The 17,392-nt window shown below is 74.3% G+C and carries 14 protein-coding genes; 13 read left to right on the plus strand and 1 reads right to left on the minus strand.

Annotated features, from left to right (window positions below):
- The 13 genes from WMF33_RS20715 to WMF33_RS20775 are packed head-to-tail and all read left to right on the plus strand — an operon-like array spanning nucleotide 1 to nucleotide 16,155.
- Nucleotides 1-1,242, plus strand: a complete 1,242-nt coding sequence (locus tag WMF33_RS20715) for a DUF4255 domain-containing protein (protein ID WP_437338760.1) — start codon at nucleotides 1-3, stop codon at nucleotides 1,240-1,242.
- Entirely contained in the window at nucleotides 1,242-3,218 is a 1,977-nt protein-coding gene (locus tag WMF33_RS20720; protein ID WP_437338761.1) for an ATP-binding protein, read from the plus strand. The genes WMF33_RS20715 and WMF33_RS20720 overlap by 1 nt, the downstream gene beginning before the upstream one ends.
- A gap of 11 nt (nucleotides 3,219-3,229) precedes the next feature.
- Nucleotides 3,230-3,475, plus strand: a complete 246-nt coding sequence (locus tag WMF33_RS20725; RefSeq protein WP_437338762.1) for a hypothetical protein — start codon at nucleotides 3,230-3,232, stop codon at nucleotides 3,473-3,475.
- The gene (locus WMF33_RS20730; RefSeq protein ID WP_437338763.1) at nucleotides 3,472-4,125 is read left to right on the plus strand and encodes a hypothetical protein; all 654 of its coding nucleotides are present in this window, start codon (nucleotides 3,472-3,474) and stop codon (nucleotides 4,123-4,125) included. The genes WMF33_RS20725 and WMF33_RS20730 overlap by 4 nt, the downstream gene beginning before the upstream one ends.
- 13 nt (nucleotides 4,126-4,138) lie before the next feature.
- A complete protein-coding gene (locus tag WMF33_RS20735; RefSeq protein ID WP_437338764.1) occupies nucleotides 4,139-4,429 on the plus strand; it encodes a LysM domain-containing protein in 291 nt (96 codons plus the stop codon).
- Nucleotides 4,430-4,431: 2 nt separating this feature from the next.
- On the plus strand, nucleotides 4,432-5,550 hold the full coding sequence (locus WMF33_RS20740; protein WP_437339505.1) for a hypothetical protein: 1,119 nt from the start codon (nucleotides 4,432-4,434) through the stop codon (nucleotides 5,548-5,550).
- Nucleotides 5,547-6,116, plus strand: coding sequence for a phage baseplate assembly protein V (locus WMF33_RS20745; RefSeq protein ID WP_437338765.1), 570 nt, complete (start codon nucleotides 5,547-5,549; stop codon nucleotides 6,114-6,116). The genes WMF33_RS20740 and WMF33_RS20745 overlap by 4 nt, the downstream gene beginning before the upstream one ends.
- Before the next feature lies 1 nt (nucleotide 6,117).
- Nucleotides 6,118-6,459, plus strand: coding sequence for a hypothetical protein (locus WMF33_RS20750; protein WP_437338766.1), 342 nt, complete (start codon nucleotides 6,118-6,120; stop codon nucleotides 6,457-6,459).
- Nucleotides 6,460-6,822 (plus strand): GPW/gp25 family protein, encoded by a 363-nt coding sequence (locus tag WMF33_RS20755; RefSeq protein WP_437338767.1) that lies wholly within the window; start codon nucleotides 6,460-6,462, stop codon nucleotides 6,820-6,822. It abuts the gene before it with no gap.
- Entirely contained in the window at nucleotides 6,819-9,467 is a 2,649-nt protein-coding gene (locus WMF33_RS20760) for a putative baseplate assembly protein (RefSeq protein WP_437338768.1), read from the plus strand. The genes WMF33_RS20755 and WMF33_RS20760 overlap by 4 nt, the downstream gene beginning before the upstream one ends.
- The gene (locus WMF33_RS20765) at nucleotides 9,464-12,481 is read left to right on the plus strand and encodes a baseplate J/gp47 family protein (RefSeq protein ID WP_437338769.1); all 3,018 of its coding nucleotides are present in this window, start codon (nucleotides 9,464-9,466) and stop codon (nucleotides 12,479-12,481) included. Before WMF33_RS20760 ends, WMF33_RS20765 begins: the two co-directional genes overlap by 4 nt.
- Nucleotides 12,478-14,634, plus strand: coding sequence for a hypothetical protein (locus WMF33_RS20770; protein ID WP_437338770.1), 2,157 nt, complete (start codon nucleotides 12,478-12,480; stop codon nucleotides 14,632-14,634). Before WMF33_RS20765 ends, WMF33_RS20770 begins: the two co-directional genes overlap by 4 nt.
- 21 nt (nucleotides 14,635-14,655) lie before the next feature.
- Nucleotides 14,656-16,155, plus strand: coding sequence for a DUF6519 domain-containing protein (locus tag WMF33_RS20775; protein ID WP_437338771.1), 1,500 nt, complete (start codon nucleotides 14,656-14,658; stop codon nucleotides 16,153-16,155).
- Between the two features lie 402 nt (nucleotides 16,156-16,557).
- Here the strand turns inward: WMF33_RS20775 and WMF33_RS20780 are convergent, their stop codons facing one another.
- On the minus strand, nucleotides 16,558-17,367 hold the full coding sequence (locus WMF33_RS20780) for a hypothetical protein (RefSeq protein WP_437338772.1): 810 nt from the start codon (nucleotides 17,365-17,367) through the stop codon (nucleotides 16,558-16,560).
- Between the last annotated feature and the right edge of the window lie 25 nt (nucleotides 17,368-17,392).

Below are 17,392 nucleotides of genomic sequence, written 5' to 3' on the forward strand. Positions count from 1 at the left end.
GTGAGCAACGGAATCGCCATCGCGGTCGCCACGGAAGGCCTGAAGGCCCTGCTCTCCGATGCCTTCCTCGAGGCGGGAGACGTCAGCGTCGCCGGCGCGGTCGTGACCTCCGTGCGGCCTCACACGCTCGACGCGGGCGCGCGCGGGGTGAACGCGTTCCTCTACCAGGTGACGCCGAACGTCGCCCTGAGGAACGCCGATCTGCCGACGCGGCGGGCGAGCGGCGAGCTGATCCGGCGGCCGCAGCTCGCGCTCGACCTGCACTACCTCCTCACGTTCACGGGCGACGAGACGTCGCTCGAGCCGCAGCGCATCATGGGCGTCGCGCTGTCGGGCCTCCACGCGCGCGCCGAGCTCACCGCGGAGAAGATCGACGCGATCGTGATGAACGCCGCGCCCGGGAGCTACCTGCGCCAGGCGGACCTCGCGCAGCAGGTCGAGCGGGTGCGCTTCTCGCTCGCCGCGATGAACCTGGAGGAGCTCTCCAAGCTCTGGTCGGTGTTCTTCCAGACGCCGTACCAGCTCTCCGTCGGGGTGCAGGCATCGGTGCTGCTGCTCGAGGCGCCGCTCACCCCGGCGCCCCGCCCGCCGGTGCGCGAGCGCGGCATCTACTCGGGCGCGCCGCGGCCGCCGTCCCTCACCGCGGTGAGCCCCCAGCTGACGCCGCGCACGGTCGCGGGGGGCCGCGCGCGCCTCACACTCGCCGGCGCCGCGCTCCGCGGCGCGTCGACGCGCGTGCGCCTCGGCCCCCTCGATCCCGTCGCGGCGATCTCCGCGGACGACGCGGAGGTCGTGGTCGCCGTCCCCGACGACCTGCGCGCCGGCGTCCACGTGGCGCAGGCGCTCGTCACCCACGCGTTCGACAACGCCGGCGAGGCGCGCCCGTTCGAGCTCGAGTCGAACGCGCTGCCGTTCGTGCTCGCGCCGGCCATCACGAGCGCCTCGCCGCTCGCCGCCACGGTCGGCGGCGCGCTCTCGCTCGCGGTCGAGCCCCCGGTGGGGCGCGCGCAGGCCGTGCGCGTGATCGTCGGCAGGCACGCCGCCGCGTGGGCCCCGCCGGCGCCGTCGCCCGGGGGGCCGACGGAGTTCTCGACCATCGAGGTGACGCTGCCCGCGGCCGTCGGCGCCGGCCGTCACCCGGTGCGCGTGGAGGTCGACCGGGCGACCAGCGCGCTCACGGACCCGCCCGACCCGACCGCGCCGGGCGCCGTGGCGTCGCCCTTCGTCGAGGTGGTGGCGTGATGGACGGCGCGGGCGCCGGCGCCGGGAGCGCCTGGATCGACGCCAACCAGCGCTACGTCTCCGCGGCGGTGCGGCTGGTGCAGGCGCGCCTCACCGACGCGGCGCGGCGGATCGACGACAAGGCGCCGCCGGACGGCGCGGGGGACGAGGCCGCGCGGCAGCTCCGGGAGCTCGCGCAGGCGATGCCCGTCCCCGCGGCGCTCGAGCGGATCCGGCGGGTCTTCGATCTGAGCCCGTTCGAATACGAGGTGCTGCTCCTCGTCGCGGCGGTGGAGCTCGCCGGCGCCGTGGGCCAGGCGTGCGGGGCGCTGCACGGCGATCCGCGCCGGCGCCACGCTTCGTTCGGGCTCGCGCTCTGGGTGCTGCCGAACGCCGACTGGAGCGCCCTCAGCCCCGAGGCGGCGCTGCGGAGGTGGCAGCTCGTCACGCTGCAGGAGGGGGGCATCACCGACGCCGCCCTGCGCATCGACGAGCGCATCCTCCACGAGATCGCGGGCGTGACCTCGCTCGACGAGCGCCTGCGGGGCGTCGTGACGATCCCGGAGGGCGCCCGCGTCCCCGCGCGGTACCGAGGCGCCGTCGAGGAGATCGCCCGCTGCCTGGAGGCGCCGTCGGCCCCCGTCGTGGTCGTGAGCGGCGGGAGCGCGGCGTCGCGCGCCGCGGTCGCGTGCGCGGCCCTCCGGGCGAGGCGCGCGGCGCCGCTCGTCGCGCGCGTCGGCGACGTGCCGGCGCAGCCCGCCGAGCGCGAGCTCTTCGTCGCGCTCGTGCGCCGGGAGCTCATGCTGCGCGGCGGCGGGCTCCTGCTCGAGGCCGCGCCGGGCAGCTCCGCCGAGCGGATCGCGGCGGCGCGCTCGCTCGCGCAGGGGAGCGATCACCCGGTGGTGGTCTCGGTCGGGGGCGAGCTCGGGCTGGAGGGGCCGACGGTGAGCGTGGCGCTCCCGGCGCTCGACGCGGCGGGCCAGCGCGCGATCTGGGTGGAGGCGCTCGGCGGCGCCGCGGTGGCCGAGGACGTGCTCGACGATCTGGTCAGCGAGTTCCGCCCGGAGCCCGAGGAGATCGCGCGCGTCGCGGACGAGTGGCGCTGCCGGGTGGAGGCGGGGGAGACCGCGGACCCGGCCGAAGAGCACCCGCTCCGCCGGCGCCTGCGCGCGGCGAACCGCGGGCGCTACGAGGGGCTGGCGCACGTGAGCGTGCCGGTCGCCCGCCGCGAGGACCTCGTGCTCCCCGAGGCCCAGTCGGAGATCCTCCGGCAGCTGGAGCTGCACGTGCGCTACCGACGCACGGTGCTCGAGGACTGGGGCTTCCTGCGGCGCGAGGCGCGGGGCCTCGGGGTGACGGCGCTCTTCCACGGGCCGAGCGGCACGGGCAAGACGCTGGCGGCAGAGGTGATCGCGGGGCGGCTCGGCCTCGATCTGGTGCGGGTCGATCTGAGCCAGGTGGTGAGCAAGTACATCGGCGAGACCGAGAAGAACCTGCGGAGCATCTTCGACGCGGCCGACCGCGGCGGCGCGGTGCTCCTCTTCGACGAGGCCGACGCCATCTTCGGCAAGCGCACCGAGGTCAAGGACAGCCACGATCGCTACGCCAACATCGAGGTCGGCTACCTGCTCCAGCGCATGGAGGCGTTCCGGGGCCTCGCGATCCTGACGACGAACGCCAAGCAGTCGCTCGACACGGCGTTCCTGCGGCGGCTGCGCTTCGTCGTGGCGTTCCCGTTCCCGGGCGCGGCCGAGCGCCGGGAGATGTGGCGGCGCGCGCTGCCGGCCGCCGCGCCGCGCGAGGGCCTCGACGTCGACCGCCTCGCGCGCCTCGAGGCGACGGGCGCCAGCATCCGCAACATCGCGCTCCACGCGGCCTTCCTGGCCGCGGCCGAGCGCGCGCCCGTCCGGATGGCGCACCTCTTCATGGCGGCGAGGGACGAGTGCGCGCGCATCGAGAAGTCGGTGTCCGCGGCCGAGATCGGGGGGTGGGTGTGACGTCTCCCAGGATGATCATTCGCATCGACAAGATCGTCATCGACGCGCCCGAGGGCGCGGACGTCGCGGCGCTCGCGGACGAGGTGCGCGCGGGCATCGCTGCCTCGTTCTCCGAGGGCAGGGCGCCGCGCGCGTTCTCGCAGGACGCGCCGCTCCTGCGCGCGACCCACACGCCGGATCCGCGCGGCTCGGGGAGCGCGTGGAGGGGGATCGGCGAGGCCATCGCGCAGGCCGCCGCGCCGCGGGGGCGACCGTGAGCGGCACGCCGATCTCTCCGCGGATGCTCAAGGGCGCCATCATCGGGATGGACAAGTGGAACCCGCTCGCGAGCGTGGTGGTGTTCCAGTACAACCCCGACACCATCACGCGGCGGCTCCAGGCGCGCTCGGGCCGCGCGGGCGGCGGCGACGCGGGGGCGCGGTCGGACGCGCAGCGGCTCGGCGGGCCGCCGCAGGAGACCATCAGCGTCAACATCGAGGTCGACGCCGCGGACCAGGCCGGGGGCGCGGCGTCCGCCGTCGGGGTGCACGCGCCGCTCGCCGCGCTGGAGATGCTGCTCTACCCGAAGAGCGCGTTCGTGATCGCCAACATGGCGACCATCCAGGCCGGGATCATCAACTTCATCGCGCCCGAGGCGCCGCTGACGCTGTTCGTGTGGGGGCCGACCCGCGTCGTCCCGGTGCGCATCACCGAGATGACGATCACCGAGGAGGCCCACGACAACCTGCTCAACCCGGTGCGGGCGAAGGTCGATCTCTCGATGCACGTGCTCAGCTACTACGACCTGCACCCGACCAACCCCGGGTGGGCGCTCTTCCTGGTGCACCAGATCACGAAGGAGGCGCTGGCGGTGACCAACACCGGTTGGTCGATCGCCAACGCGGGGACGTCCCTGAAGCTGTTCTGAAGGAGGCGCGACGATGCTCCAGCGAACGAGCCGGTACTACAACCTGGAACGGGCCGAGTGGACGGCCCCCGACGGGCGCACGGTGCTCTACGTGCGGAGGCGCTTCATCCCGCGCGCCCCGCCGGTCGCGCTGGCCGAGCACGTGGTGGCGGCGGGCGACCGGCTCGACAACATCACCGCGCGCCACCTGGGCGATCCGGAGCAGTTCTGGCGCGTGTGCGACGCCAACGGCGCCGTGCGGCCCGACGAGCTCACCGAGCGCGTCGGCCGGACGATCGTGATCCCGCTGCCCCAGGGTCCGTGACGATGTTGCTCGACGTCCTCGGGATCCAGGTCCTCCTCCAGGTCGGGCCCACGCTCCCGCTGCCGGCGCCGTTCCCGGTGGCGGAGGCGCTGCGCTCCGTCGAGGTGAGGATGAGCAACGACGGCCGCGACGGCTTCCAGCTCACCTTCGCGGTGGGCCACGACACCCCGATCGACGCGTCGCTCGTCGCCAGCGGCATCCTCGAGCCGCCGAGCCGCATCGTCGTGTCGCTCCTGATGGGCGCGATGCCCGAGGTGCTGATCGACGGGATCATCACCGACGTGCAGTTCAGCGCGTCGCCGGAGCCCGGGCAGTCGACCCTCCACGTCACCGGCGAGGACCTGACCCTGATGATGGACCTCGAGGAGAAGAACCGCACCTTCGAGCTCCGCCCCGACGCCGCGATCGTCACGGAGATCCTCGCGCCGTACATGGCGCGCTTCCAGATCGTGCCGGCGATCACGCCCACCGCCGACATCCCCCTGTCGACGCAGCGCATGCCGTCGCAGCACGGCACCGACCTCGCGCACGTCCGCCACCTGGCCTCGCGCAACGGCTTCGTGTTCTACGTCGAGCCGATGCTGCCGGGCGTGTCGCGCGCCTACTGGGGCCCCGACGCGCCGACGAGCGTCCAGCCGGCGATCAACGTCGGCATGGACAGCCACCGATCGTCGGAAGGCGCGCTCCAGGGGCGCTTCGACGCGCTGAGCGCGTCGACCCCCGTGGTGACCGTCACGGAGCCCAACACGGGCGTCGAGATCCCGATCCCGGTCCCGCAGCTCCTCGCCGTCCCACCGGTGGTGCGCCCCGCGGCGCCGATGCGGAGGACGCTCGCGCGCAACACCGCCGGCCTGAGCCCGGTCCAGGCCGCGCTCGAGGGCTTCGCGTCGGCGGCGCGCGGGAGCGATCCGGTCCGGGTGTCGGGCGAGGTCGACGGCGTGCGTTACCGCTCGGTGCTGCGCACGCGCAGGCTCGTCGGCGTCCGCGGGATGGGCCTCACGTGGGACGGCCTCTACGCCGTCGAGCAGGTGACGCACCGGCTCCAGCGCGGCGAGTACAAGCAGCAGTTCACCCTCAAGCGGAGCGGGTTCATCTCGCCCATCCCGGTGGTCATGCCATGACGGAGTCGCGACGACAGTTCTGGGGCAAGTACCGCGCGCGGGTCCACAGCAACAAGGACGATTACAAGCTCGGGCGGCTCCAGCTCATCATCCCCGACGTGCTCGGGACGAACGTCTCGGGCTGGGCGCTCCCGTCGTTCCCGTACGCGTCCCCGAGCCTGACGCCCGGCGAGGGCGTCGGGCTCTTCCTGATTCCTCCGAAGGACGCCTGGGTGTGGGCCGAGTTCGAGCACGGCGACCCCGAGCGGCCGATCTGGACGGGGTGCTTCTTCCCGGCGGACGAGACCGCGCTGGCGGCCATCAGGGCGTCGCTCGCGCCGCTCAACGGCATCGATCCCGCCAAGAAGGTGCTCAAGGTCGGATCGTGGGTGATCACGGTCGAGGACGACTCGCTCAAGATCGAGCACGTCTCGGCCCTCGTGCCGCGCGCCCGCGTGAAGATCGACGGGACGAGCCTCAAGCTCACGAACGAGCCCACGCCCGGCGCCAAGCCGCTGGTGTGCGCGACGATCGAGCTGTCGGGCAACACGACCGCCATCAACGGCAACGCGCTGGAGGTGACGTGACATGGGCAATCCCCTCCTGCACGTCAACGCCCAGGTGACCTGCCCTCACCTCGCGAAGGCGAGCGACGCGTCGACCAACACGCGCGTGAAGGTGAGCGGCATGGCCGTCGCAACGGCGGTCGATGGGTGGCAGATCGCGGGCTGTCCGTTCCAGGTGCCCGCGGGGGCGACGACCAAGCCCCAGCCGTGCGTGACGATCCAGTGGAGCAGGCCCGCGACCCGGGTGAAGGTGAACGGCTCGTTCGCGCTGCTGCAATCGAGCCAGGGCCTCTGCAAGAGCGCCGAGCAGATCGCGCAGGGCCTCTGCACGGCGGTGACGCAGACGCGCGCGAGGGGGAAGTAGATGAACATCGATCACCCGTTTCGGTTCGATCCGCGCGGCGCCGCGGCGACCACCGACGACGACGACCACGTGCGCGACATGCTCGAGCAGCTCCTGCTCACGAGCCCCGGCGAGCGCGTGAACCGCCCCGATTTCGGCTGCGGGCTGTTGCGCCAGGTGTTCGAGCCGAACAGCCTCGAGCTCGCGGCGGGCGTGCAGTTCACCGTGCAGGCGTCGATCCTCCGCTGGCTCGGCGACATCATCGAGCCGCAGGCCGTCGAGGTCACCGCCGACGACGGCGCGCTGCGGGTCACCGTGAGCTACGCGCGCCGCAGGACCGGCGAGCGCAGGGCCGAGACCTTCACCTGGAGCGTCGGGCCATGAGCGACGCGCTCCGCTGCCGATCGAGCGACCGCCGGGCGCGCGTCCGGAAGGCGCCGCGCCTCACGGGCATCGATTACGTGGACTACGCGCGCGCGCCCGCGCCGACGCTGACCGTGCACCTGCTCGGCCCGCTGCCGCAGGGGATCACCGCGCGGTCGTTCGTCATCGAGGGCGGGCGGCGCGTGACGGGCATCCGGGTGGTCAGCCTCGCGCGCGTCCGGGGCGACGAGGCCGACCCCGCGGTGGCGCTGCAGCTCGACGCCGAGGGCGACCCGTCGACGTACACGGTGCGCCTCGTGCGCGACGCCGACCGGGACCGCTCGCTCCCGGACGGCGTCGATCCGAGGTACGACCGGGCGAGCTTCAGCTTCAAGCTCGACTGCCCGGCGGACATCGACTGCGAGGGCGCGCGGGCGCCGCGCGCGGACGCCGGCGGGGGCGGGCCCGTGCTCGACTACCTCGCGAAGGACTACGCGAGCTTCCGGCGGCTCCTCTTCGACCGCCTCTCGCTCACGCTGCCCGCCTGGCGCGAGACGCACGCGCCCGACGTGGGCGTGGCGCTCGTCGAGCTCATGGCGTACGCGGCCGATCACCTGAGCTACCAGCAGGACGCGGTCGCCACGGAGGCGTACCTCGAGACGGCCAGGAAGCGCATCTCCGTGCGACGCCACGCGCGGCTGGTCGACTACCGCATGCACGAGGGGGCGAACGCCCGCGCGTGGGTGACCGTGTGCGTCGACCAGGACGTGACCTGGAAGGCCGAGGACGTCGCGTTCTACACGAAGGTGACCGGGCTCTCCTCGGCGGTCGCCGAGGAGAAGATCGCCGCGTCGGGCGAGCGCCACGAGGTCTTCCTGCCGGTGACCGACCGGGCGGAGATCACGCTGCGCGCGGCGCTCGGGCGCATCTCGTTCTACACGTGGGGCGGGGAGGAGTGCTGCCTGCCCCGCGGCGCGACGCGGGCCACGCTCGCGCTCCCCCGGAGCGAGCAGCCGCTCCTCGCGCCCGGGGACGTGCTGATCCTCGAGGAGGTGGTCGGACCGGCGACGGGGCTCCCCGAGCACGCCGATCCCGCGCACCGCCACCCGGTGCGGCTCGCGCGCGTGACGGAGGTGCGCGACCCGCTGGCGGAGCGCGGCGCGGGGCCCGGGGAGGGCCCGCAGCAGGAGGTCGCGCTCTACGACGTCGAGTGGATGGCGGAGGACGCGCTGCCGTTCCCGCTGCGCCTGTCGTCGCTCGACGCCGCGCGCGGGTGCGCGCCGATCCGCGACGTGAGCGTCGCGCGGGGCAACGTGATCCTCGTCGACCACGGCCGCTTTCGCGAGGAGGACCTCGGCTGCGTCGAGGGCGACGAGGCGCCGCCGGTGTGCGACGGTCCGGGGAGGACCGCGCTGACGAGCCCGCGGGCGCGGCCGTACCGGCCGACGTTGCGCGAGCGCCCCGTGACGTTCCGCGCGCCGCTCCTGGCGTGGGAGGCGCTCGACGCGCAGGGGAACGTCGTCCGCGTCCCGCCGCCCGCGAGCGCGGCGCTCCGCCACGATCCGCGCGAGGCGCTGCCCGTGGTCTCGCTCCGGTCCACCCCCTGCGGCGACGAGCGCCGCTGCGCGCGCTGCACCGCCTGCGGCGCCGAGCAGCCGCGCGGGAGCGTCGCCCGGCGGCGCCCCCGCGACGCGCAGCCGCCGCCCGCGTGCGTCGCGTGCTCCGCGGCGCTGGAGACGATCGACTGGACCGCCCGCTTCGACCTGCTCGACAGCAGCGGCGACGACGCGCACATCGCGGTCGAGATCGACGACGAGGGCTACGCCCACGTGCGGTTCGGCGACGGGGTGAACGGCCGCGCGCCGGAGCCGGGGATGGGCTTCGTCGCGCGCTACCGCGTCGGGTGCGGCCCGTCGGGCAACGTGGCGGCCGAGGCGATCGCGCATGTGTCGCTGCGCGGGGGGCTGAGCGGCGTGTCCGTGCGCGTGCGCAACCCGCTGCCCGCGGCGGGGGGCGCCGCGCCCGAGCCCGTCGATGACGTGCGGCTCCTGGCGCCCGAGGGGCTGCGCGCGCGGCGCGAGCGCGCGGTGACGGCCGACGACTACGCGGAGATCGCCGCGCGGGATCACGCGGCGCTGCATCGCGCCGCGGGCGCCCTCCGGTGGACGGGGAGCTGGTACGAGGCGCTGGTCGCCATCGATCCGCTGGGCTCCGAGGAGACGCCCCCGGCGCTGCGCGGCGCGGTGGAGCGCCGCCTCGAGCGCTACCGGCGCATCGGCCACGACCTCCGCGTCGCGGGGGCGCGGTACGTCCCGCTGGACGTGGCGCTCACGGTGTGCGTGGAGCCCGGCTACCTGCGCGCGCACGTCCGCAAGGCGGTGGCGGGCGCGCTGGTGGGGACGGCGACGTCGCGCGGGTTCTTCGATCCGGACCGGCTCACGTTCGGGCAGGCGGTGTCGCTCAGCGCGCTCGTCGCCGCGGTGCACGCGGTGCCCGGCGTGCTCGACGTCCAGGTCACGCGCCTCGCGCGCATGTTCGAGGGCGACCGCGGCGAGCTCGACGCCGGCGAGCTGGCGGTCGGCCCGCTGGAGATCGTCCGGCTCGACAACGACCCGGCGCGACCGGAGGACGGCGTGCTCGACATCACGATGCGAGGGGGGCGATGAGCGACGACCGCGGTTGCTGCGAGGGGGGCCCGTCCAGCGGGCCGGAGGCGATCGAGAACCCGCCCGGACAGCCGACGCTGTCGTACCGCGTCGGCACGCACGGGACCTTCCTGAGCGCGATGCTGGCGCGGCTCTCGGCCCTCCGGGCGGCGGCCGACGTCGCGCCCGGGGGCCAGGGCCCCGCGGGCGACGGGTGCCTGGGCGAGTCGCACGTGACGTTCCTGCCGGGCGGCGAGCCCGAGGCTGCGACCGCGCTGCTCGACGGCTGGGCCTGCGTCGCCGACGTGCTGACGTTCTACCAGGAGCGCATCGCGAACGAGGGGTACCTGCGCACCGCGACGGAGCGGCGGTCGGTGGTGGAGCTCGGCCGGCTGACGGGCTACGAGCCGCGGCCGGGCGTGGCGGCCAGCGTGCGCCTCGCGTTCACGGTGCAGGAGAGCTTCGACGGCGAGGTGCCCGCGCGGACGAAGGTGCAGTCGGTGCCGCGGCCCGGGCAGACCGCGCAGACGTTCGAGACGACCGAGCCGCTCATCGCCCGCGCGCAGTGGAACGCGCTCCCGGCGAGGGCGCAGGCGCGGGGGCTGTTCATCCGGCGCGAGACGTACAAGACGCAGCCTACCGGCAGGATCGAGATCTTCCTGAAGGGGATCGATCAGAACGTGCACGCTGGCGACGTCGTGGTCTTGCAGGAGTCCTCCTCCGAATCCGAGCTCCTCTCGATCTATCGTGTCGCGGCGAGCCGTCCGGACGTCGCGCGCGACCAGACCACGCTGCGGATGGTGCTGTTCGACGGGCTCAACTTCCCCGAGAGCTGGAGTGACGCGCCGGCCCCCTTCAACCTCGGTGCGGTCACCACGGCCATGAAGCCGGCGCGGGCGACGGTGGCGGCGCCGCCGACGCGCAGCCTGGAGGAGCGCTTCATCGGGGGCGACGCCGCCCACCTCTTCAGCGAGCCGGACCGGGACGGCGAGCCGGACGGGGACGGCGAGCCGGACCGGGAGGGCGAGCCGGAGCAGCGGTGGCGCCGGGCGGTGGCGTACCTCCGGAGCCGCCCGGGTCTGCTCAGCCTGCTGGCGTATGACAGCCCAGCGCTCCGCGACAGCCTGGCGGCGGCGTTGCGCGGCGCCCCGGCGCCCGAGCAGCCCGGCGCCTACGTGCTCCGCGCGACCGCGCAGGTCTTCGGCCACAACGCCCCGCTGCGGATGACCGTGACGACGAACGAGGACAGCGGTGTCCCCGTGACGACGACGTACGACGAGTGGGAGGCCGCGGCCGACGAGGACGTCGACGGCGACGTGATGTTCCTCGACGGCGATTTCCCCACGATCCGGGCGGGAGACCACGTCGTGGTGCGCTCGATCTTCGGCCCGACCGACGCCGACTTCCGCACGAAGCTGATCCGGGTCGACGGCGTGTCCGTGCGGTCGCGCTACGCGTACGGGCTGTCTGGCAAGACGACCCGCCTGGAGCTCGGGGCCCCGTGGTGGGCGCCTGTCGAGGGAGAGAGCAGGAACAAGATCACCGCCATCCGGAGCGCGCTCGTGTACGTGCAGAGCGAGCCGATCGCCCTCGTGGGCGAGCCGATCCAGGCCGACGTATCCGGCAGCTTCATCGACGTCGAGGGGATCATCGACGGGCTCGAGGCGGGGCGCTGGCTGATCGTCGAGGGGGAGCGCGCCGTGCAGGGGGCCTCGGGGGTCGCCTCGGCCGAGCTCGCGCGCGTCGCGTACGCGGAGACGAGGACGACCGAGGACGCGACAGGGGACGACGACGCCCCCATCCCGACAGCGCCGTTCACGCGCATCCACCTCGTCGAGCCCCTCTCGTCCGCGTACGCGCGCGCGTCGGTGGTGGTCCGGGGCAACGTCGCCCGCGCCACGCACGGCGAGACGCGCGACGAGGTGCTCGGCAGCGGCGACGCCTCCGCGCCGAGCCAGCGCTTCGAGCTGCGGCAGCCGCCGCGCACGTGGGTGTCGGCGCCGACGCCGTCGGGCGTGGCCAGCACGCTGGAGGTGCGCGCGAGCGGCGTGCTCTGGCCGGAGGCGCGGTCGCCCACGGGGCTCGGGCCGCGCGACGAGGTGGTGGTGACGCGCACGACCGGCGAGGGGCGCGACGAGGTGATGGGCGGCGACGGTCACCGGGGGGCCCGCTTCCCGACGGGGGTCGAGAACCTCACCGCGCGGTACCGCGCGGGGCTCGGGGCGGCCGGCAACGTCGGCGCGGGGCTCATCACGACGCTGGTGACCCGGCCGATGGGCGTGCAGGACGTGAAGAACCCCCTCCGCGCCTCGGGGGGCGCCGACCCCGACGGCCGCGACGAGATCCGCGAGCGCATCCCCATCGCCGCGCGCGCGATCGATCGCCTCGTCTCGGTGCAGGATCACGCGGATTTCGCGCTCAACTCCGCCGGCGTCGACAAGGCGAGCGCCTGGCTCGGCGCCGATCCGCACGGCGGCGCGACGGTCACCGTCGTCATCGCGGGCGACGAGGACGTCCCCATCGACGAGACGTCGGATCTGTTCGTGAACCTGCGCGAGGCGTTCCGCCGGTACGGCGATCCGTCGACGCGCCTCCACCTGAAGGTCGCGCAGGGCGTACCGCTCGCGCTGCAGGCCAGGGTGGGGCTCGATCCGCGGTACACGTGGTCGCGCGTGGAGCCCGCGCTGCGCGAGGCCCTGTACGCGCGCCAGGGCTGGGCCGCCCGGTCGATCGGGGAGCCCGCGTGGCGCTCGCGGGTCATGGACGTGATGCAGTCGGTGGCCGGGGTGCGCTCGGTCGACATCGACGTGTTCGGGCCGATGTACAGCGAGGAGATCGCGCCGCCGGCGCCGTCCGCCGGCGGCGCGCCGCGCGCGATCGATCCGAGCCTCGTCAGGCGCTTCTGGGGGCTCGTCACCCGCCTCAAGGAGGCGCGCGGCGGGCCGGTGTGGAGCTTCGCCGCGGCCCGCGACCAGGTCCTCTACTTCGCGCGCTCGCTCCCCGACGCGGTGAGCCTCCAGGAGGTGACGCCATGACCGCCCCCGTGAACGACCGGCTCTACGCGCTGCTGCCCTACGTCTACCGCTTCCGCGACGCGCAGCGGGGCCACCCCCTGCGCACGCTGCTGCGGGTGATCGAGGAGCAGGCCTCCGTGATCGAGCGGGATCTCGATCGGCTCTACGACAACTGGTTCATCGAGACCTGCGACGACTGGGTGGTGCCGTACCTCGGCGATCTCGTGGGCTTCCGGGCCGTGGCGAGCGCGGGCGAGCCGGGCGAGGTCCAGGGCGCCGAGGGCATGCTCCTCCGCCGCACGCTCGCCCCGCGCAGCGACATCGCCCGCACCCTCGCGCAGCGCCGTCGCAAGGGCACGCTGCCGCTGCTCGAGGAGCTCGCGCGCATGGTCGCGGGGTGGCCGGCGCACGCGGTGGAGCTCTACCGGCAGCTCTCGTACACGCAGCCGATCCGCCACCAGCGCCTGGAGCGCGGGCGCACGATCGATCTCCGCGACGGCGCCGCGCTCGAGGCCCTGGGCGGCGCGTTCGGGGCGGCGGCGCACACGGCGGACATCCGCCGCCCGACGTCGGCGCGCGGCCGCGGGCGGCACAACATCCCGAGCGTGGGCGTGTTCGTGTGGCGCCTGCGGGCGTGGCCGGTGACGCGCTGCCAGGCGTACCTGCACGAGAACATCGGGCGGGGCGGCCTCGGGTGCTTCTCGTTCAACGTGCTCGGCGACGACACGCCGCTCTTCGTGCGCCCCGAGGCCGAGCCCGACGCGCACACGCTCTCCGAGCCGTGGCACGTCCCGGCGCCGCTCACGCGCGGCATGCTGGAGCGGGACAAGGAGCGGTACTACGGCGAGGACCGGAGCCTGTGCATCTGGCTCGATCGCGACGGCCAGGGCCTCGCCCCGGTGCCCGCGGCGCGGATCGTCGCCGCGGACCTGACCGACTGGCGGTACCGCGTCCCCGCCGACGCGGTGCTGGTCGACCCGGAGCTCGGCCGCTTCAAGGTGGCAGGCGAGGTGCGCAAGGCGCGCGTGGGCTTTCATTACGGCTTCAGCGCGGCGATCGGCGGCGGGGAGTACGACCGCGACCTGATCGGCCCGGCGGAGGCGCACCGGTGCTACGTCGTGGGGGAAGGCCCGGGGCAGTGCGCGACGCTCCGCGACGCGCTCTCGAGGTGGCGCGCGGACACGGCGAAGCGGCGCGACGATCCGGCGATCCCGCCGCGGTCGATCATCGAGGTGGCGACGCGCGGGGCGCAGACCGGGCGCGTGACGATCGAGCTGCCCGCGGGCGAGACGCTGGTCCTGCGCGCGGCGGACCGGTCCCGCCCCGTGATCCGCCTGCTCGACGAGGAGGCGGACCGCGCCGACTCGATGCACGTGCGGGGCGAGCGCGGCAGCCGCTTCGTGCTCGACGGGCTCCTGGTGGCCGGCCGCGGCGTCGACGTGCGCGGCCCGCTCGAGCAGGTGGTGATCCGGCACACCACGCTCCTGCCGGCGGGGCGCTCGGAGGAGCCGCGGGAGGCGGGGCCGGGGGCGAGCCTCGTGCTCGACGGCGTGGCGGGGGACGTGCGGATCGAGCGGTCGATCCTCGGGCCGGTGATCGTCTCGAGCCACGGCGAGGCCGCGTCCGTGGAGCCGGCGCGCGTGGAGATCGTGGGGAGCGTCGTCGACGCGGGGCACGACGACGACGAGGCGGTGAGCGACGGCGAGGGGAGGATCGCGCGCGCGGCGCTCACGGTGCGGACGACGACGGTGCTCGGCCGGGTGATGGCGCACGCGATCGCGCTGGCGGAGAACTCGATCTTCTCGGGCGAGGTGCAGGTCGCGCGGCGGCAGCCGGGCTGCATGCGCTTCTGCTACGTGCCCGAGGGGTCGCGCACGCCGCGGCGCTACCACTGCCAGCCCGATCTGGCGCTGGAGGCGGTCAAGGGCGAGGCGGAGCGGCAGCTCGCGGCGCAGCGCGTGAGGCCGGTGTGGACGAGCCGGAGCTACGGCGATCCGGCGTACGTGCAGCTCTGGCGGGACGTCGCGCGGGAGATCGCGCGCGGCGCCGACGACGAGGGCGAGATGGGCGCGCTCCACGATCTTTACCTCCCCCAGCGGGAGGACGCGCTCGCGGCGCGGCTCTCGGAGTACGTGCCCGCGGGTACCGAGGCCGGGATCTTCTTTGTGACGTGATCAGCCAACGGGGTGAGCGAGATGGAAGGCGACTTTACGCGAAGCAGTGACGATCCCGATCGGAGCTACAGCGGCGTCCTGATGCAGCAGGGCCGCGTCCAGCTCGACGCGGACTGGAACGAGCAGTGGGCGATCCACACGCGCGCGCTGCGGCTCGCGCTGAAGGACATCATCGGACAGCACGGGGGCCCCGCGGGCGACCTGGGCTTCCAGATCGCGGCGGAGCTGCCGGACGGCGTGGAAGCGAGCCGCGTGAACCCGAACACGGACAAGGCAGATATCGACTTCTTCGTCAGCCAGGGCACCTATTATGTGGACGGGATACGGATCGCGTTGCCGGAGTGGCGGCGGGTGGAGACCGGCATCAGCCCGGGGCAGAACGGCGCCAGCTTCCTCGCCTATCTCGAGGTCTGGGAGCGCCATGTGAACGCCGTCGAGGATCCGGCGATCCGGGAGATCGCGCTGCTCGGGCCTGACACGGCGACGCGCGCGGAGGTCGTGTGGCGGGTCAACCTGCTCCGGCTGGAGCGCGATGACGGCACGAGTGACGACGTGAACCGCTCGGAGCGAGCCGAGGAGCTCCTGCGCGATCACCTCCGGTCGCGGCGCAGCCTGCGGCTCGCGGCCCGGGCCTTTGCGGAGGACGCCTCGAGCGACCCGTGCAAGCTGGCGCCCGGGGCCCGCTATCGCGGTCACGAGAACCAGCTCTATCGCCTGGAGATCCACCGCGGGGTGTCGCAGGCCGCCTTCGCCGGCGAAGAGCCCTTGGACGATCAGACCCTCTTTACGTTCAAGTGGTCGCGCGACAATGGCTCGGTGGTGTTTCCCATCGAGTCGTACAGCGGGCCCGATCGCGTCGAGGAGGGAAAGGAGATCTCGGTCACGGTGAAGGTGGCTCACCTGGGGCGGGACGCGCGCTTCGGGCTCACGCCGGGCGACATCGTGGAGTTCGTGCACGACGGCGTGACGCGGGGCGGCGTCGCGGTCCACGAGCAGGGGCAGGACGACCTGCGCCAGGCGGGCGCGCTCGGTCGCGTGACGGCGATCGATCCCGAGACGCGGGACGTGACCGTGACCGTGATCGGCTCGAAGATCGCCAAGATCTGCGTCCGTTCCCTGCACCCGTATCTCCGCCGCTGGGATCACGGCGCGAGCGGCGCGCAGGCGCTCGAGGCGGGCGCGCTCCCCGTGACGCTGTCACAGCTCGGGACGTGGATTCCGCTGGAGGACGGCGTGCAGGTGCGCTTCGAGAGGCCCGAGAAGGACAAGGGCCTGCGCGTCCTCCGCGCGGGGGACTTCTGGCTGATCCCGGCGCGCACGGCGACGGGCGACGTGCTCTGGCCGACGGAGCCTCCCCCGAGCGGCCAGGGCGCGCGGGAGGCGAGCTTCCGTCCGCCTCATGGCGTCGTCCTGCACCACGCGCCGCTGGCCTTCGTGACGCTGGGAGCCGGGCAGCGGATATCCAATGTGGCGGACGTGCGAAAGCGCTTTGCTGCGCTGGCGCAGGTGCCGCCCACCTGACGGCGCGCCGGCGGCGCCGCAACGAGGCGCAGTGGGCGCGCGTCGTGTTCCGGCGCGAGTCGGCGGACAGATTCCGCATTGTCACGGCCGAGAGCGTGCCCTTGGTGCCCGAGGAGCTTCGCGCCGCCCACTTCATCAGTGAGGACGTCAAATACTGGATTGAGGAGGGCCCCCCGGAAGAGACGAAAGGATTGAGCGAGGCGCTCGGGACAGCGGAGTAGGCACGCGGTGACGTACCCTCTCAGATCGTCTGTGCGTCGGCCCTTATTGGGAGGATTACCCGTGCATCCGCCGGGTTTCGGCGGGTCGCGGCGCCTCCGGCGACCCGTGCGAACGTGCGCGCCGCCTTCCAATCCAGGCCGTTCCGCGCCGCCCGGCCGGCAAGAAGCGCCCGGGTCGAGGCTAGCTGCCCTGCGCGGGCGTGCCGGCGTCCCCGGCCCCGGCGCTCGGGGGCTTCGGCGCGCCGCCCGCGCCCCCGTCGCGCGGCGCGGCGCCGGCGTCGCGGGGCGCGCCTGCGTCGCGGGGCGCGCCGGCGTCCGCCGGCGTGGCGCCTTCGCCGCGCGCGCCCGCGTCGACCGCGCCCCCGCTGGCCGCGCCTGCGTCGACCGCGCCCCCGCTGGCCGCGCCTGCGTCGACCGCGCCCCCGTCGGCGGCCGTCGGCTCGGCGGCGGACGCGTCGGTCGGCGCCGGCTCGGCGCCCGCGTCGGGCGAGGGAGCGGGCGCCGCCGGGAGCTCGCTCTCCCAGCACTCCGGCTTCGGCGGGGCCGCGAAGTGGACCGTGCGCGACGCGGCGTCGCCCTTCCGGGTGACGAGCTTGTCGGTCTTGTACACCGTCGCGTTGCCGCACGCGTACTCGGCGGCGTCCTTCGTCTCGCGCGACAGCGTGCGCGCCCTCGGCGCGCGCTCGTTCTCGCACTGCGCCCACTCGAGCTCGTACTCGGCGTCCTCGTCGGCGAGCAGGATGCGGCTCACCGGATCGTCCTTCGACCGGCGCCCGGTGAGCGTCGCGCGCGTGATCGGGTCCTTGCCGTCGCGCACCGTCAGCGCGACCGGGAAGCGAAGGCTGCCGCGCATCGGCGCGCGCGTCGCCCCGACCTCGAAGTCGGGGCAGATCGGCTCGCCCTCGACCGGGGACGGCGTGGGCGGGCCGCCGCACGCGGCGCTGGAGAGGAGGAGGAGGGCGAGGGCTCGGGCTCCAGGGCGGAGGTTCACGCCGGGATTAGTCGTTACCCCGGGT

The organism is Sorangium sp. So ce394, from assembly GCF_051474665.1.
Lineage (GTDB): Bacteria > Myxococcota_A > Polyangia > Polyangiales > Polyangiaceae > Sorangium > Sorangium cellulosum_D.

Bases quoted from the DNA above. Each gene is read 5' to 3' on its own strand.
- WMF33_RS20760 (WP_437338768.1), top strand. From the start codon at position 6,819: ATGAGCGACGCGCTCCGCTGCCGATCGAGCGACCGCCGGGCGCGCGTC.
- WMF33_RS20750 (WP_437338766.1), top strand. From the start codon at position 6,118: ATGGGCAATCCCCTCCTGCACGTCAACGCCCAGGTGACCTGCCCTCAC.
- WMF33_RS20725 (WP_437338762.1), top strand. From the start codon at position 3,230: ATGATCATTCGCATCGACAAGATCGTCATCGACGCGCCCGAGGGCGCG.
- WMF33_RS20770 (WP_437338770.1), top strand. From the start codon at position 12,478: ATGACCGCCCCCGTGAACGACCGGCTCTACGCGCTGCTGCCCTACGTC.
- WMF33_RS20735 (WP_437338764.1), top strand. From the start codon at position 4,139: ATGCTCCAGCGAACGAGCCGGTACTACAACCTGGAACGGGCCGAGTGG.
- WMF33_RS20720 (WP_437338761.1), top strand. From the start codon at position 1,242: ATGGACGGCGCGGGCGCCGGCGCCGGGAGCGCCTGGATCGACGCCAAC.
- WMF33_RS20755 (WP_437338767.1), top strand. From the start codon at position 6,460: ATGAACATCGATCACCCGTTTCGGTTCGATCCGCGCGGCGCCGCGGCG.
- WMF33_RS20775 (WP_437338771.1), top strand. From the start codon at position 14,656: ATGGAAGGCGACTTTACGCGAAGCAGTGACGATCCCGATCGGAGCTAC.
- WMF33_RS20765 (WP_437338769.1), top strand. From the start codon at position 9,464: ATGAGCGACGACCGCGGTTGCTGCGAGGGGGGCCCGTCCAGCGGGCCG.
- WMF33_RS20740 (WP_437339505.1), top strand. From the start codon at position 4,432: ATGTTGCTCGACGTCCTCGGGATCCAGGTCCTCCTCCAGGTCGGGCCC.
- WMF33_RS20745 (WP_437338765.1), top strand. From the start codon at position 5,547: ATGACGGAGTCGCGACGACAGTTCTGGGGCAAGTACCGCGCGCGGGTC.